12 protein-coding genes, 1 tRNA gene and 1 pseudogene are annotated in these 15,680 nt (G+C 63.8%); 11 read left to right on the top strand and 3 right to left on the bottom strand.

What is annotated here, in order from left to right; genetic code table 11:
* Positions 1-373: 373 nt before the first annotated feature.
* From ACXJY8_RS04110 to ACXJY8_RS04090, 5 genes are all read left to right on the top strand, one after another.
* Complete coding sequence (locus ACXJY8_RS04110) at positions 374-2,410, top strand: Hint domain-containing protein (RefSeq protein WP_463776287.1); 2,037 nt, start codon at positions 374-376, stop codon at positions 2,408-2,410.
* A gap of 340 nt (positions 2,411-2,750) precedes the next feature.
* Positions 2,751-3,740 carry a Hint domain-containing protein gene (locus tag ACXJY8_RS04105; RefSeq protein WP_463776285.1) on the top strand — a complete coding sequence of 330 codons (990 nt, stop codon included), beginning with the start codon at positions 2,751-2,753 and terminating at the stop codon, positions 3,738-3,740.
* 23 nt (positions 3,741-3,763) lie between these two features.
* On the top strand, positions 3,764-4,654 hold the full coding sequence (locus tag ACXJY8_RS04100) for a hypothetical protein (protein WP_463776282.1): 891 nt from the start codon (positions 3,764-3,766) through the stop codon (positions 4,652-4,654).
* Between the two features lie 606 nt (positions 4,655-5,260).
* Positions 5,261-5,455, top strand: coding sequence for a hypothetical protein (locus ACXJY8_RS04095; RefSeq protein ID WP_463776278.1), 195 nt, complete (start codon positions 5,261-5,263; stop codon positions 5,453-5,455).
* Positions 5,456-5,884: 429 nt separating this feature from the next.
* Positions 5,885-5,960 (top strand) — tRNA-Ile (locus ACXJY8_RS04090).
* Positions 5,961-5,974: 14 nt separating this feature from the next.
* On the opposite strand, the gene ACXJY8_RS04085 is transcribed toward ACXJY8_RS04090, so the two are convergent.
* On the bottom strand, positions 5,975-7,165 hold the full coding sequence (locus ACXJY8_RS04085; protein ID WP_463776272.1) for a tyrosine-type recombinase/integrase: 1,191 nt from the start codon (positions 7,163-7,165) through the stop codon (positions 5,975-5,977).
* Positions 7,166-7,564: 399 nt separating this feature from the next.
* Here ACXJY8_RS04085 and ACXJY8_RS04080 point away from each other — a divergent pair, with 399 nt between their 5' ends.
* A complete protein-coding gene (locus ACXJY8_RS04080) occupies positions 7,565-7,762 on the top strand; it encodes a hypothetical protein (protein ID WP_463776267.1) in 198 nt (65 codons plus the stop codon).
* A 260-nt stretch (positions 7,763-8,022) separates the two neighbouring features.
* On the opposite strand, the gene ACXJY8_RS04075 is transcribed toward ACXJY8_RS04080, so the two are convergent.
* Positions 8,023-9,374 (bottom strand): IS3 family transposase gene (locus ACXJY8_RS04075; RefSeq protein WP_463773284.1). Its coding sequence is split into 2 segments (ribosomal slippage): positions 8,023-9,038 and positions 9,038-9,374, totalling 1,353 coding nucleotides; the frame shifts between segments, so codons are not numbered across the junction.
* Positions 9,375-9,471: 97 nt separating this feature from the next.
* Here ACXJY8_RS04075 and ACXJY8_RS04070 point away from each other — a divergent pair.
* From ACXJY8_RS04070 to ACXJY8_RS04055, 4 genes and pseudogenes are all read left to right on the top strand, one after another.
* Positions 9,472-10,485 (top strand): annotated as a pseudogene (locus ACXJY8_RS04070) (terminase gpA endonuclease subunit); the annotation flags it as partial.
* Positions 10,486-10,492: 7 nt separating this feature from the next.
* Entirely contained in the window at positions 10,493-10,717 is a 225-nt protein-coding gene (locus tag ACXJY8_RS04065; RefSeq protein ID WP_463776265.1) for a phage head-tail joining protein, read from the top strand.
* A 68-nt stretch (positions 10,718-10,785) separates the two neighbouring features.
* Positions 10,786-12,321 (top strand): phage portal protein, encoded by a 1,536-nt coding sequence (locus tag ACXJY8_RS04060; RefSeq protein ID WP_463776261.1) that lies wholly within the window; start codon positions 10,786-10,788, stop codon positions 12,319-12,321.
* A 27-nt stretch (positions 12,322-12,348) separates the two neighbouring features.
* On the top strand, positions 12,349-13,515 hold the full coding sequence (locus tag ACXJY8_RS04055; RefSeq protein WP_463776257.1) for a head maturation protease, ClpP-related: 1,167 nt from the start codon (positions 12,349-12,351) through the stop codon (positions 13,513-13,515).
* On the opposite strand, the gene ACXJY8_RS04050 is transcribed toward ACXJY8_RS04055, so the two are convergent.
* Positions 13,512-14,863, bottom strand: a protein-coding gene (locus ACXJY8_RS04050) for an IS3 family transposase (protein WP_463773284.1) whose coding sequence is annotated in 2 segments (ribosomal slippage) — positions 13,512-14,527 and positions 14,527-14,863 — 1,353 coding nt in all. Because the reading frame shifts where the segments join, the coding sequence is not laid out codon by codon here. The two genes, ACXJY8_RS04055 and ACXJY8_RS04050, sit on opposite strands and share 4 nt — an antisense overlap.
* A 191-nt stretch (positions 14,864-15,054) precedes the next feature.
* Between ACXJY8_RS04050 and ACXJY8_RS04045 the strand changes: the two genes are divergently transcribed.
* On the top strand, positions 15,055-15,567 hold the full coding sequence (locus ACXJY8_RS04045; RefSeq protein WP_463776254.1) for an Ig-like domain-containing protein: 513 nt from the start codon (positions 15,055-15,057) through the stop codon (positions 15,565-15,567).
* Positions 15,568-15,680: the final 113 nt, after the last annotated feature.

Below are 15,680 nucleotides of genomic sequence, written 5' to 3'. Positions count from 1 at the left end.
GGGACGCGACTTATCGCTTCGGCGTACTGGCCGCGACGCGCGCGCTTCGTCAGCGCCGGCCATCGGGTAGGCATTCTCGAACATCAAGCGCAACTGCCGGCTCTCCAGCCCGGATGCGTCCGGAGGCTCTCGCCGGTCGAAACCGCTCCCATTCGAGTTCGGCTCGGCGCCGGCAGAGAATCCCGGGCCATCCCCATCATCTCGAGGACCAAGATTCTCCGGACATCCAAAGCGCCATGGCGTTCCTGAAGCCCCCAGCCCTGAAGCCCTTATCACTGCACCGCTCCAGGGACGTGGGAATTTCGCGGCCTCGTTCGACAAGCTCGGCAGGGACGTGATGCTTCGGTTCGAGCGTGCGCAGGTGGGAGCAGACATGGCGAGTCTGAATGCGGAGCAGAAGGAGCAACTGACCTTCCTGACCGGGATCGACGAGAACGGCGTGATCGCGAAGGACACCTATTTCACCTGGAGTGTCGGGGACAATCTCGGCCGGGCGTGGATCTCGAAATGGAACAACGACGCCGGGGGGGCGGTCGTGTCGCCGGCCAGTTCCGCAGGAACCGGCGGCGGCACGGTAAGCTACGGATTCGCGGCGGGGCTCAGTGCCGAAGAGCAGGCTGGCTACGAGGCGGCGCTGGCGCTCTATTCGGACTTCGCGAACATTCAATTTCGGAGGGATGATTCAGGCGCTGCCGTCAACATGCAGTTCAAGCCTTCGGCTGATGGTAATGGGACTACCTTCGTTCCGGCCAACGGCTCGTCCAGGACCGGAATGGGCGTGACGCAGATTCCTTCGCAGAATTCTCCGAACACCCGGGGTGGACAACTCGAGATCAGCATCAATGCTCCCGCCGAACAGTTCGGCAGCTTCGGTCCTACTGCCAGCTTTACGCTCAATACCGTCGCTCATGAGTTGGGGCACGCACTCGGTCTCGGGCATGCGGGACGATACAATGGAGATGATTTCAATAGTCAGAATCAGCTTGGTGTTTATGACAACCAAGCATGGACAATTATGTCATACGTCAATCCGGACGACTCCGGTGCAAAATACTACTCCAGCTATCCTGTTGCTGGGACGAACTGGGTCACGGTCAATTCTGGCGTAAGCTACCGATTGTATTCCCAGACGCCTATGTCGCTCGACATCCAGGCTCTTCAGAGAATCTACGGTAGCTCGACAAGCAGTACGTTCGCGGGTGGCCAGACATACGGCTTCAATACGAATATATCGGGTCTCTCCCGAAAATTCTATGATTTTAAACAGAATATGGATCCTGTACTAACGATTTATAATCGGGGCGCCAACAACACACTCGATCTATCCGGGTATTCGACCAACTCGAACGTCAATCTCAACCCGGGGACGTTTAGTAGCGCCAGCGCCAACGGAACACTCGTCAACAACATCTCCATTGCCTACGACACACGAATAGACAGGGCGATTGGTGGCCGTGGCAACGATACCTTCCGCACGAATGGCAACGGCGACACCATCGATGGTGGCTCCGGCAGGGATACGGTGGAATTCGCAGGAGCCGAGACGGATTACGCCATCTCCGCCACAGTAGATGGCACGACCCTCGTCGTCGACAAGCTGACGGGCACGACCGATCGGCTGACCAATGTCGAAGATCTTCGGTTTGGCGCCCCTCTCTGCTTCACCACCGGGACACGGATCGCCCTGATCCGAGACGGCGCAAGAGCCGAGGTCGCGGTGGAAGCGTTGCGGCCCGGCGATCTCGCCCTCACGGCGACAGGGGGGCGACGCGTCATCCGATGGATCGGCCATCGGACGTTGGGCGTGGGGGGGCGGATTTCATCGGCCCACTGGCCCGTGCGGGTTCTGCGGGGGGCTTTCGGCCGGGACGCCGAAGGCCGGTCGGTGCCCACACGCGACCTGCGCCTCTCTCCGGGGCACCCCATTCTCGTCGCCGGCGGACCAGCGTCGGATCGCGGCGTCCTTGTGCCGATCATGTGCTTGGTCAACGGTACCTCGATCGCTCGCGAGCCCGTCACCACGGTGACCTATTGGCATGTTGAACTCGCCGCACACGATATCCTGCTCGCGGAGGGTCTGGCCGCTGAAAGCTATATTGATGGAGGCGACCGCGCCTTCTTCAATGAAGCCTCCGACGGCATCCTTCAGAATCCAGATTTGGTGCAGTCAGGCTGGAGCGCGCGGTGTCGGCCCGTGGTCGTCGACGGTCCGGTGGTCGAGACCGAACGGCGACGACTGGATGTCCACTTCGCGGCCGCCCTGCATGACGCGTGCGCCTGGCCCTCGACCGGGATCGACTGGTCGAGGGCCGGGGATCCCTTCGGATCGCTCGCCAGGGAGAAGATGACCGCCGGAACCATCTGTCAAAACATCGGAAAGGATCGCGAAAAGTCGATCGAGAGGGTGTGAAATTCCAGGTCTCGCTAGACAGATAGCGAAAGCTCCTTGGTCATTTAAAACAATCAAGAAGCGAATTTGTCATTTCTCGGGAGGCGCTTGAATTGTCACTTGACGAGATCCCGGCTGAACATATTGGAGGAGCTCTGTATAATGTAAATAAAAATGATTTATATGAAATATGTGTCGCCCCCAAATAAATATAAACATGTATATGGATTGTTTGCGATAGATATTGGGTTTCTTATTTATGGCTTATGCTATTATCGAGAAGTCTTAATTCCATCATCGATCCAAATCGAGCCCATGAAGCGGAGTTATCGATATGTCGTCTGGTCCAAATCCATCTGTCGTGTACAGTAATTTCGTTGAGCTGATCGCCAATGCTAACAATACGTTTACGGTCGGGAACGTCATTACCAACGGCCGCTATACGCTTTCGGATGCGGCGAGCAGTGGGAGTGAGGACAGCACCCAAGTCTTCGGGGATGTGAAGAGCGAGCCCCTCAAGATTATACAGACGGATGGGACTGAGTATAGGACAGACCAGACATATTGGGGCAAACTTGGTAACGAGGGTGTCGTAGTCGAGTATCCATCCACAAAGCGGCCTGGTGGGTTCAGTTATATTTTATACACAGATAAATCGTATACGCAGTCAGATATCATTCCCAGATCAACTTTTGATCAGTCCGCTTTCGTTCTCTGTTTTGCGTCCGGCACGCGCATCCTGACGACGCGGGGCGAGGTGGCCGTCGAGGACCTGCAGGTCGGCGACTGTGCCGTCACCGCCTCGGGCGACCGCCGCGCCGTGATCTGGACCGGCCACCGCCGCCTCGGCGCCGAGCCGGTGTTGCCCGTCGATCAAGCCCCCATCCGGATCCGCGCCGGCGCCTTCGGCCACGGCCTGCCCACCCGTGACCTGTTCCTCTCCCCCGGCCACCCCGTCCTCGTCGGAGCCGATGCCGAGGCTCGGGGCGGCGTGCTCGTGCCGGTCATGCACCTCGTCAACGGAACCACCATCGCCCGCACCTGCACGGCGAGTGTCACCTACTGGCACGTGGAGCTCGACACCCACGACATCTTGCTCGCCGAGGGATTGGCCGCCGAGAGCTTCCTCGACTTCGGCTGCCGGCCCTTCTTCGAAGAGGCGTCGGATCACGAACTGCACAATCCGGATTTCGTGCCGCCGGGGCTGTCGGCCCGATGCCGACCGGTCGCATGCGACGGCCCCCTCGTCGAGACCGAGCGCGCTCGCCTCGATGCCGTCTTCGCTCAGACCCTCGTGGACGACTGCGCCTGGAGCGGTTATGCCGACCGTTTGGTTCTCGCGGCTGTCTAAACCGCACCATCGGGTCTGGATGCATGCAGTCAGGTTCGCTCACCCTCGATGCCTTTCTGAACCGACGATCTGCCGACCGCCGCCTCGCGCGGCTGACGCACGATGTCGGCCTGCCCGAAGGTCGGGGTTTGGAGTTCGATGCAGGGTCCGAGCCGACGCCGTTGCCGGAAGGTCTGCACGTCACTTATCTCGATCACGCCGTCGATGCCTATGCCGATCGCCTTGACGCTGTCCGGGCAGATTACGCCTGGACCGGTTCCACCTCGCTGGCCGCACTGATCGGACGAACGGATTTCGACTTCGCGATCGCCGCCGATGCAGCCCACCGCGTGCCGAACCTGCTCGGCTGGCTTCGCGGCCTCCACGCCGTGCTCCGCCCTGGCGGCGTGCTCAACCTCTCACTGCCGGATCGACGCTACACCTCCGACGCGAGCCGTCGGGAAAGCACGATCGCCGAATTGGTCGAAGCAGACCTGCTCGCCTACGAGCGTCCAAGCCCACGGCAGATCTTTGCCCACGTCTACGACACGCGCGCGATCGATCCAGCGTCGGTTTGGGAGGGCAATGATCCCTCGTCTGCTCGGCGGATCCACGAGGACGCGGCACTGTCCCTCGCATACACGCGTGCAGCGGCTCTCGGGTCCGAAAATCACGCGGCATGCCATTGCTGGGTCTTCACCCCTTTGTCGTTCCTCGACGTGATCGAGGAGGCGACCAGGCTCGGCCTCTTTCCCTTCGTGTTGAACCAGATTGCCGGGACGGATCGGGGTGGGCACGAGTTCTTCGTGTCGATGCGGCGCGATACAGAGCTGGATTCGCAGGTTCTGCGCCCGATGCAGGAAGGCGCCATCGGATATCTGCGCGCGATCCTCCAGCGGCAGCACCGGATCGCCAAGCTCGTCGCCCGCGACTGACGGAGCGTTTCGGCGAACCCGTCCCGCCTGCGAGACCGGGCACCCGGTCTGCACTCGATCCCATTGACCACACGGCCTGTTCGGGGGGGCCTGAGCCTCTATCGCATCCTCCCGGATGGCCGTCGGTAGTCACAGGCTTCGCCTTCCCCTGCGACTTCCTCGGGACTGTCCATGCTCGACAGGAACGCTGTCTCGGCAGACATCCTTGGACCCGTGACCGCATGCCGGTTCGAGGGGCTCGCCCTCAGGCGCCTGCTTGGCGGAAACCCCCGTCATGATGCATCCGCACGAGATCGCCGGTCAGGAACTCTCCCGGGCCAAGGATATGCCGCTGCTGCTTGGTCGACCCACCGCGGAAGAAAAGACCGCGACGTTCCTAACGGGTCCCCAAGATCGGGACGTCCGGATCGGGCGATCCGCGATTACCCTCGGTACCCATGGGTCGTCTCGACCTCGCCGACCACCTGGGCCTGATCATCGGGACGGCAAACCGGACCCTAGCTAAGCCCGACCGGGACCACCGTATACCTGCCCGCTGGCCTGTACCGCGAGGAGGTCCTCGGCCGCGACGGCGACCTGCTTTGGAACGATGGCCTCAGTGAGGCCGTGGCGACCGGTTGCGGCTCCGACGCGCCGATCGATCCGACCGCCGTCGCCGCGATGGGCGCCATCATGTGGCGCCTCGATGCGTCGATCCAGGCCGGCTGGGTGCAGATGAACGCCCGCACGATCGGCGGGGCTGGCTCGGGTGCGACCGAACTCGCCAACGTCAGCAAGAGGGCCCTATTTCTCTACTCCTGAAACACCTTCCCGGACTCGATCGCGTCCGTGGTCGGCGGGCATGGCGTCTCGGCGTCGAAAGACTTCTCGTCCGGCCGGCAGATCACGAGTCCGATGCACCTCTTGTACGTGCCGGTCCAACTCTGCATGGTGAAGCCTGAGTAGGGGACGACGCGCGGTCGGAGTCCGAGGAAGGCGCTACGCTAGATCTGTGGGTTAGCGGGGACGATTTTAGTCTCAAGTGGAGCGGGCATGGGGGCCGGCGGTTGGTGCGGGCCGGGCGGGATAGGGGCACTGGCCGCTACGCGGAAGGCCCAATTCGACCTCTCCTGCCCTTGCCGATGCCGGCTCTTCACGGTACGCAAGCTAGGGATTCTGTCGCCGGTTCTGTCGCCCGCGGGGTTTCGGTCGTCGGCAGAATAACCGAAGTCTAAGTCGTAACAACGGCTTGGGCCTGTAGCTCAATGGTTAGAGCCGACCGCTCATAACGGTCTGGTTGCAGGTTCGAGTCCTGCCGGGCCCACCAATACCCTCAATGGCTTAGGCGACATTCTGTCGGGCCGCGCCGGCTGCGCCCACAGGAATACCCACTTTTTGGTGCTTCTTCCGGTTCCGCACGCTGAAGGATTCGGCGGCCGCCTCTTGGAAGTCGGGGTGATGGTGGCCGTAGACGTCGATCAGCATCTGGGGCGACATGCCGAGGAAGCCGGCGACCTCGCCGATGTCCTCGCCGTTCTGCATCATCCAGGTCGCGGAGGTGTGCCGCAGGGTATGCGGATGCACCCTCCCCTCGAGGCCGGCGAGCCGAACGGCTGACGCGAAGCCGACCTTCACCGAGGCGACCGGCTTGCCGTTCCATTCGATGAAGTGGGTCTTCAGCCGCCAGCGCCGCATGTGTGCCACGAGCCGCGAGGGTAGGCGCACGAGGGGCTGGCGCTTCTTCGTCGCCCTCTTGCCTTCGGCAAGCCTCTGAAACTGGCCGGCGTCGAGGTCGACCCAAGAGTGCCCGATCCCGCGATAGGGCGATGCCGTCGCGATGGCCCCCGCCCTGGTGCCGGTATAGAGGCCAATCAGGATGAATCGGGCGATGTGACGGAGAGGGCGCTTGTCCGTCGTCACCGACTTGCCGGCCCGCGTGCCCCGCTGCCAGACCTGCACCTCCCGATGCCGCCAGCAGGTCCAGAGCAGGCGCGCGACCTCACTTCTCGTCAGCCAACGGTCGCGCGACACCCCTTTTTCGGGTAGCAGGACCTCAACGATCTCACGATGGAGCCCATGCTTTCGGTGAAGCGTGATCGCAGCAGCCAGGTCTTGCAGATCGCGGCGGGCACCGCCTGGCGTTTTCCGGGATGCGGCGTAGGCCTCGCAGGTCTCGCCGGTTACATCGGAAAGCATTCGACCGCCCCACCACTTCGTCAGCCGGATCACGCGCTCGTCGAGCTTCGCCTTGTTTGCCTGCTTGTCGCGGGTCTTGTCATGGTAGAAGCCCAAGACTTCAGCCACGTCTATCTTTTCAATGTCCTTAATTCGGCGGTCGGCCGACCTGCGCTCTGCGATGTAGATTGCGAGCTTGGTCTCAGCTTCTCCAACCTCATCAAAAGCGCATCCCGTGGCGATAAACTTTGCCCCGTCGCGGATGACCCAGCTCCCGCGCTCGCGGAGCTTGCCCGTCTTGACGTCGTAGCGCGGCTCTCGGAACCACAGTCGCGTCCCTTTGGTCGGGCGAGGCATCGTTGCATCATCTCGTTGATGGCCGCGAGGGTCGTGTAATCCTTGCCGGCGATTCGCATAGTGACAAGATGGCCTCGGGCAGCCTCGCGGCGCAGGCCTGACACGGTCATGCTGCCGTCGGGGAAAGCCATCTCGGCTGCCACCGCAAGCCGGAGCGGAGACGTGTCGGTGATCTCAGCCGGCATCTGGCTCCCCCTGGCGGGTGACGGTGTGTGGATGGGAGGCGGTCATGGACGCTGCCTCCGCTCGTGTCCGGTAAGCCCCTGAAGCTGTACTTTCGGCTCAAGCGGCAGCATGGCGTCTAGGGCGGCTTCAGCGTCAGTCTCTGGACACCGCGAATGCCCATGCCGGATCTTGGTGAGGGCATCGCGAGCGATCTTCAACGACCGCTGCAATTCGATGATGCGCTTCTTCTCACTCATGGCCGACCTTTTCGTCCAGCGCCGTCCGCAGGTCCTGCTCTTGGGTGTTGTGGGTGGTCATGGCTCAAGTCCTCCCAGTGAAGATGAAGCGCAAGCCGTAGATCAGCCCGGCAGCGATCAGGGTGAGGAAGAAGCCAGCACAGATGCCAATGATCGTACCAATAGCCGCCATTGAGAATTGACCGTTTGGGTCGTCGTGGTAGCCGGCCCAGCACCCCCAGATGCCGCCCGAGACGATCAAGACTATGAGGATCGCAACGAATACTCGGTCAGCACCGGAGCCGCGGAGCGGGTCACCTTCCAAGGCGATGACCGCTTCGACGTACCGCTGCCGGCCCTCCCAATCGGATCGGCGCGGATTTGTCCGTCGTCAGATGATTTGGGACATTCAGCGGTGTTCAGGAGCGGAGGCTCTGGTCCATCTGGGGTGAGAGGTTAGGCAGCGTGCGCGTGGTGGCGCAAGCGGCGATCCATGAATGTCTGGCGCTTGATGCGTTCCCGCTCGGCCAGGATCCCTTCACCGCGTCCGAAGTAGACGTCGGCGGGCGTGAGGTTGCTCAGGCTCTCATGGGCTCGGGCATGGTTGTAGTGTTCGACGAAGTTGGCAACCTGCGTCTCCAGCTCGCCGGGCAAGTAGGCGTGTTCAAGCAGGATGCGGTTCTTGAGCGTCTGGTGCCAACGCTCGATCTTGCCCTGCGTTTGAGGATGGCATGGCGCGCCGCGGATGTGGGTCATGGCCCGAATGCCGAGCCAGTCAGCTAGGTCGCTGGCGACGTAGCTCGGCCCATTGTCGGAGAGCAGGCGTGGCCGCGGCATCACCCGCGCCTGATCGAGCCCAGCCGCACCCAGCGCCAGGTCGAGCGTGGCGGTGACGTCGCTGGCCTGCATCGTCGTGCACAGCTTCCAGGCGACGATGTAGCGTGAGAAGTCGTCCAGGACCGTCGACAGGTAGTACCAGCCCCAGCCAACGACCTTCAGGTAGGTGAAGTCCGTCTGCCAAAGCTGGTTGGGCGCGGTGGTCTTATCGCGGAACTCGTCGGCGGCCTTGATGACGATATAGGCCGGGCTGGTGATCAGGTCCTGAGACTTGAGCAGCCGGTAGACGGTCGCTTCCGAGACGAAGTAGCGCCGCTCGTCGGTGAAGCGTACCGCCAGTTCACGCGGGCTGAGTTCAGGCTGCTCCAAGGCCAGAGCAACGATCTGCTCGCGGATCTCCGCAGGTAGGCGGTTCCAGACCCGGCTTGGCTGCGAAGGATGGTCATTCAACGCCTCGGGGCCGCCGCGCTGGTAGGCGTCGTACCAGCGGTAGAACGTCGAGCGGGTGATGCCGAGCTTGTCCAGGGTAGCGCGCACCGGCAGGTGGGATTGCTCGACGAGCCGGATGATCTCCAGCTTCTCGGGGGCCGGGTACCTCATGCCTCGTCGCCCCCAGCCCCGCTCATGCTTTTTTTGAGCAGACGGTTCTCCAGGACGAGATCAGCTACGACCTCCTTCAGCGCCCCCGTCTCGCGACGGAGGTCCCGCACCTCATCCGTAGTGGCCGCACGAGACGTGTCGCCGGACAGGCGCTTCTTGCCAGCCTCCAGGAACTCCTTGGACCAGCCGTAGTACATCGAGGCGGCGATCCCCTCACGTCGGCATAACTCGGCGATGCTGTCCTCGCCCCGCAAGCCTTCCAGCACCACACGGATCTTCTCCTCGGACGAGAACTGCCGACGTGTGGCCCGACGGATGTCCTTGATCACCGCTTCTGCCGGCTTCTTGGCCGGTCCGGATGTCTGCTTCATCTTCGCTCCTCAGGGGCTACGATGAACCAGCCATCCTCCGTTCGTGAAGACCCTCAATCTGTCCCATAGGTGCTGACGTCGGACATCGAAGCTCTACGCTCCGAAGCAAACGATCCGCGAGACGGTAGCGAAGTTCGCGCGGGCGCTGCGCCGAGGGCCGGAAGCCTTGCGGACGTTCTACAACACGCAGCTCGCCCGCACCTGGAAGGAAGGCGCGGACACGCCCGAGTGGCAGGATGTCTACGCGCGGCGGGACAGTTACCTGAGCGGTACGGTCAGCCGCGGTGCGCTGATCCTCTTCGGCGGCGTCGATGTGCAGAAGGACCGTATCGAGGTCAGCGTCTGGGGCTTCGGTCGCAACCGAGAACGCTGGCTGATCGAGCACCGCGTGCTGCCTGGCGATACCGGGCGCGCTCCAGTGTGGGCCGAGCTCGCGGCGATGTTCGACGAGACCTGGGCACACGAGGGTGGCGCCGACATGGCGGTACGGGACTGGGGCGTCGACTCCGGTGCGTTCACCGCCGAGGTCTACGCCTTCGTCCGTTCCATGGCTGGGCGCGGCAACGTGCACGCCGTCGACGGGCAGGACAGCTACTCGGGCGCGTTCCTTGGAGTGGGCGCTAAGGACACTACCGCATCGGGCAAGAAGCTACGGCGCGGGCTGAAGACTGTCCGGGTCGGCGTATCATTCGCTAAGCAGGAGCTGATGGGGTGCTTGGCGCTCCATCGCCCGCCGAACGGTGAGGCCTTCCCGGCTGGCTTCGTCCACCTTCCTCGGGATGTACCTGAGGACGGGGTGAAGCAACTGACCGCCGAGGAAATGGTGGTGAGCACGAACCGCGGACGCACCCGGCGCGAGTGGGTGCCGATCGGGGGGCGCCGCAACGAGTGGCTGGACTGCGCGAACTATGCTCGCGCCCTCGCTGCGATGCGCGGCTGGGATCGCTGGCGCGAGGTGCACTGGCGCGACCTGGAGGCGGCACTCGGGATGGAGCGCTTGAGGTCCGCCGCTGAGGCTGAGGTCCCGCCCGTGGTCGCCGCCAACACGCTGGCTGCTCGGGAACAGCACCGCCGCAGCGTCCGACGCAGCCGCGTATCGAATCGACGGTGAGGGCAGCATGGCCACCGACCTGACGAAGCAGATCGCGGACCTGCGCGATGCCATGGCCAGCGGCGTCCTCACCCTTCGTGACGGCGACAACGGCCTGATCACGTATCGAACTTACGCCGAGATGCGTCAGGCTCTGTCCGACCTTCTTGCGCGCCAGGCAGCCGAAGCTCCGGTTACAACCGTGACGCGCCGGACGCGGCAGGTCGTGATGGTCGGACGCAGCGGGTGGTAGCGTCCGCTAACCCCCACGGCGCCCGGTTTCGCGTCAAGGGGACCGCTCATTACGTCGAGCCGCTGGCGATGGACTTGGCGGGCGACATCGTTGGGGTGCCGAGCGCTGCCCCCTATGATGTCGCCAACGGTACCGGTCGGCGCTCGCGCGCATGGCGCGTGGGAAGCTACGGGCCGAACGCGGCCATCACCTATTCACTTGACGAGCTCCGGCAGAAGTCCCGCGACCAAGCCAGGAAGAACCCCTACGCAGGCGCGGCTGTCGAGCGGCTTGTAACGAATATCGTGGGAACGGGCATCGTGCCGCGCTCCATGGCAGCGCGCTCCCTCGACGGGCTGACGAAGCCGCAGGCCAAGAAGCGCAAGGCCGAAGACGCCGCGTTTCGTTCGCAGATCCAGAAGCTGTGGCTCGCCTGGACGGACGAGGCCGACAGTGTCGGCGCGCACGACTTCTACGGCCTCACTGCCCTGGCTGTGCGCGGCATGGTCGAGGGCGGGGAGACGTTCACCCGCCTTCGAACCCGTAGACCAGAGGACGGCCTTACGGTTCCGTTGCAACTGCAGCTGCTTGAGGGTGATCAGTGCCCACACGCGAAGACTGACGCCGCGGAGGGAATACGGCAGGGTATCCAGTACAGCGCCATCGGGAAGCGAGCAGGGTACTACTTCTACCGGGAGCATCCCGGCGACGTGCTCTACTCAGCCGGAGCCTTGGACCTGACGCTCGTGCCGGCGACGGACGTCTGCCACCTCTATCGGGCTGCGCGGCCTGGGCAGGATCGTGGTGAACCCTGGCTCGCCCGCGCGCTGCGCACGCTCTACGAACTCGACGGCTATCTCGACGCTGAGTTGGTCCGGAAGAAGAACGCGGCCCGCCTGGTTGGCTTCATCCGGCGCAAGCTCGATGAGAACGAGGGGCTACCTGGAGGCGGCCCTCTCGGGGCTGACCCGGCCGACGATGACGGTGCCGCTACCGTGGCATTCGAACCCGGCACACTGCAGGTGCTGGCCGACGGCGAGGACATCGAGTTCTCAGACCCGAAGGATGTGGGACCGAACTTCGAGGCCTTCGTTCGCGAGTCGAAGCGCAGCGTCGCGGCGGCTTGCGGCTTGCTCTACGAAGTCTTGAGCGGCGACTACAGCCAGCTCAACGACCGTACGCTGCGCGCCGCGCTCAACGACTTCCGCCGGGCCGTCGAGCAGTGGCAACATCACCTGGTCGTATTCCAATTCTGCCGTCCAATCTGGATCCGTTGGATCGATCTCGCGCTGCTGTCTGGCGCTCTCCGTCTGCCGCCCGGAATGACCAGGCAGGAAGCCTACGCAGCGAACTGGATCCCCCAGGCCTGGCCGTACATCCACCCGGTGCAGGACGTGCAGGGTAAGACCATGGAGATCCAAGCGGGTCTCTCCACCCGCACGCGGAAAGTCGCCGAGGGCGGCTACGACTCCGAGACGGTCGACGCTGAGCAAGCGAGCGACAACGAGCGGGCCGATACCCTGGGCCTCTCCTACACCAGCGACGGCCGACAGAAGGCGAAGACCGACGAGGCCGTGCCTGTCGATAATGACCAGCAGGCAGAGCCCGCCCCGCCCACGATCTGAGTGGCCGCAACACTTCACGGAGGCACCATGGCCGCTCTGGTCAATGGGAACGAGATCATCCTTTCGGGGACGGTCGGCAATCTCTACTGGGACGAGTGCTTCACCGCCTCAGACGTCATCTTCGCCCTGGCGCAGGTCGGACGCGACCAGGATGTCACGATCCGCCTGAACAGCGGCGGTGGCATCGCCACCGAAGGGGCGGCCATTCATTCGGCCATCGCCGCCCACCGGGGGCGCAAGGTCGTCATCGTCGAGGGTATCGCTGCGTCGGCCGCATCCGTCATCGCGATGGCGGGTGACGAGGTAGTGATGTCGCTCGGTGCCCTGATGATGGTGCACGACCCCTCGGGCTTCACCTTCGGCACGATCGACGACCACGAGCTGCAGATCCGGGCGCTGACCGCGCTCGCGACGGCCATGGCCGGCATCTACGCCGAGAAGACCGGCAAGACCGTCGCCGAGGCCCGTGCCGACATGCAGGCCGAGGTCTGGATGACCCCGGAGGAGGCCGTCACCGCCGGTTACGCCGACCGGACCCTGGCGCGCGCCGCCAACGACGACGCTGCGCCCGAACCGACGGCCTTCGACTACCGCCTCTTCGAACATCCGCCGGAGCGCCTGGTCGCCCTGGCCGATCAGCGTGCGTGGACTAAGCGCGCTCGCCCCACGGCCGCCTCGCCGGCCGCTCCCCCACGCTTGAAGGAAAAGCCCATGGCGACCGCGCCGGCCAGCACTGACACCGCCATACCCCCGAACCCCAGCGCTGCGCTCGCGGCGGTCGTCGATGGCCCCAAGCCTGAAGTGACCTCTTCGACGGTGTCGCGTGCCGACGCGTCCGAGATCGTCACGCTCTGCGTCGCAGGCGGCGTGCCGACCATGGCTGCCAACCTCCTCGCCGAGGGCGCGACTGTCGCCCAGGCCAAGGAGCGCATTGGCGCGGCCGGCGAGGTCAAGAACCTTGTCGCGCTCGCCCGGCGCAAGGACCCGACCCTGCCGGCCGACCTCGATGCCACCATGCTCGCCGAGGGCAAAACGGTGGAGCAGGCCCGTGCCGCCCTCTTCGACAAGCTCGTGGCGAGTGAGGAGAAGACTGCCGTTTCCTCGCACGTACCGGCCTGTCCGTCGTCAGATGATTTGGTACATTCAGCGGTGTTCAGGAGCGGAGGCTCTGGTCCATCTGGGGTGAGAGGTTAGGCAGCGTGCGCGTGGTGGCGCAAGCGGCGATCCATGAAGGTCTGGCGCTTGATGCGTTCCCGCTCGGCCAGGATCCCTTCACCGCGTCCGAAGTAGACGTCGGCGGGCGTGAGGTTGCTCAGGCTCTCATGGGCTCGGGCATGGTTGTAGTGTTCGACGAAGTTGGCAACCTGCGTCTCCAGCTCGCCGGGCAAGTAGGCGTGTTCAAGCAGGATGCGGTTCTTGAGCGTCTGGTGCCAACGCTCGATCTTGCCCTGCGTTTGAGGATGGCATGGCGCGCCGCGGATGTGGGTCATGGCCCGAATGCCGAGCCAGTCAGCTAGGTCGCTGGCGACGTAGCTCGGCCCATTGTCGGAGAGCAGGCGTGGCCGCGGCATCACCCGCGCCTGATCGAGCCCAGCCGCACCCAGCGCCAGGTCGAGCGTGGCGGTGACGTCGCTGGCCTGCATCGTCGTGCACAGCTTCCAGGCGACGATGTAGCGTGAGAAGTCGTCCAGGACCGTCGACAGGTAGTACCAGCCCCAGCCAACGACCTTCAGGTAGGTGAAGTCCGTCTGCCAAAGCTGGTTGGGCGCGGTGGTCTTATCGCGGAACTCGTCGGCGGCCTTGATGACGATATAGGCCGGGCTGGTGATCAGGTCCTGAGACTTGAGCAGCCGGTAGACGGTCGCTTCCGAGACGAAGTAGCGCCGCTCGTCGGTGAAGCGTACCGCCAGTTCACGCGGGCTGAGTTCAGGCTGCTCCAAGGCCAGAGCAACGATCTGCTCGCGGATCTCCGCAGGTAGGCGGTTCCAGACCCGGCTTGGCTGCGAAGGATGGTCATTCAACGCCTCGGGGCCGCCGCGCTGGTAGGCGTCGTACCAGCGGTAGAACGTCGAGCGGGTGATGCCGAGCTTGTCCAGGGTAGCGCGCACCGGCAGGTGGGATTGCTCGACGAGCCGGATGATCTCCAGCTTCTCGGGGGCCGGGTACCTCATGCCTCGTCGCCCCCAGCCCCGCTCATGCTTTTTTTGAGCAGACGGTTCTCCAGGACGAGATCAGCTACGACCTCCTTCAGCGCCCCCGTCTCGCGACGGAGGTCCCGCACCTCATCCGTAGTGGCCGCACGAGACGTGTCGCCGGACAGGCGCTTCTTGCCAGCCTCCAGGAACTCCTTGGACCAGCCGTAGTACATCGAGGCGGCGATCCCCTCACGTCGGCATAACTCGGCGATGCTGTCCTCGCCCCGCAAGCCTTCCAGCACCACACGGATCTTCTCCTCGGACGAGAACTGCCGACGTGTGGCCCGACGGATGTCCTTGATCACCGCTTCTGCCGGCTTCTTGGCCGGTCCGGATGTCTGCTTCATCTTCGCTCCTCAGGGGCTACGATGAACCAGCCATCCTCCGTTCGTGAAGACCCTCAATCTGTCCCATAGGTGCTGACGTCGGACAGTCGCCCGCCTATGGCATCAACAACAACATCGTCCAGCTGAATTCGGGCGACGCGGTCTTCAAGCAGAACAACAGCACGTACCACAGCGGCAACGTGTTCAACCTCGTGAACAACCCCAGCCAGAGCGGGGCCGGCGGCATCACCCACCTCTACAACGACTACGGAATGACGCTGGCGACGGGGGAGGCATACGCCAACCCGCAGTTCGTGAACCAAGCCGGGCGGGACTTCTCCCTGCAGGCCGGCAGCCCCGCGATCGGCAAGGGCCACACGGCCTGGACCCCGGTCCCGGTGCTCGGGATCAGCTCCTACCCGGCGGACTACGCGGCAGGCTCGGCGAAGACCTTCACGCAGACGACGCTGACCACGAGCGCGACCACGGTAGCCTCGGGGACGAACTTCACCCTAACGGCCACGATGGCGCCGACCGCCGCGACGGGCACGGTCACATTCTACGACCGCGATACCGTCCTCGGCACTGGCACGATCTCGAACGGCGTGGCGACCTTCACCGGGGCCATCACCGCAACGGGCTCGCACCGAGTCATTTGCACCTATGGTGGCGACGGCACCTACGCCGCCTCCATCTCCAACGCCCTGACCATCACCATCAACTAACTCAGGGAAGGCGCCTGAAGGGGCCTTAAACGCCCCTTCAGGGTTCGTGCACTGATGACATTTGAACCTGCGCGCTGTGCCATTCGATTTTGCGCGCTACACCTCCTCGCCGC

It is taken from the genome of Methylobacterium sp. TK31, from assembly GCF_055361545.1.
Note: the sequence above shows the minus strand (reverse complement) of the source record. Positions and strands in the feature narration are given on the sequence as shown.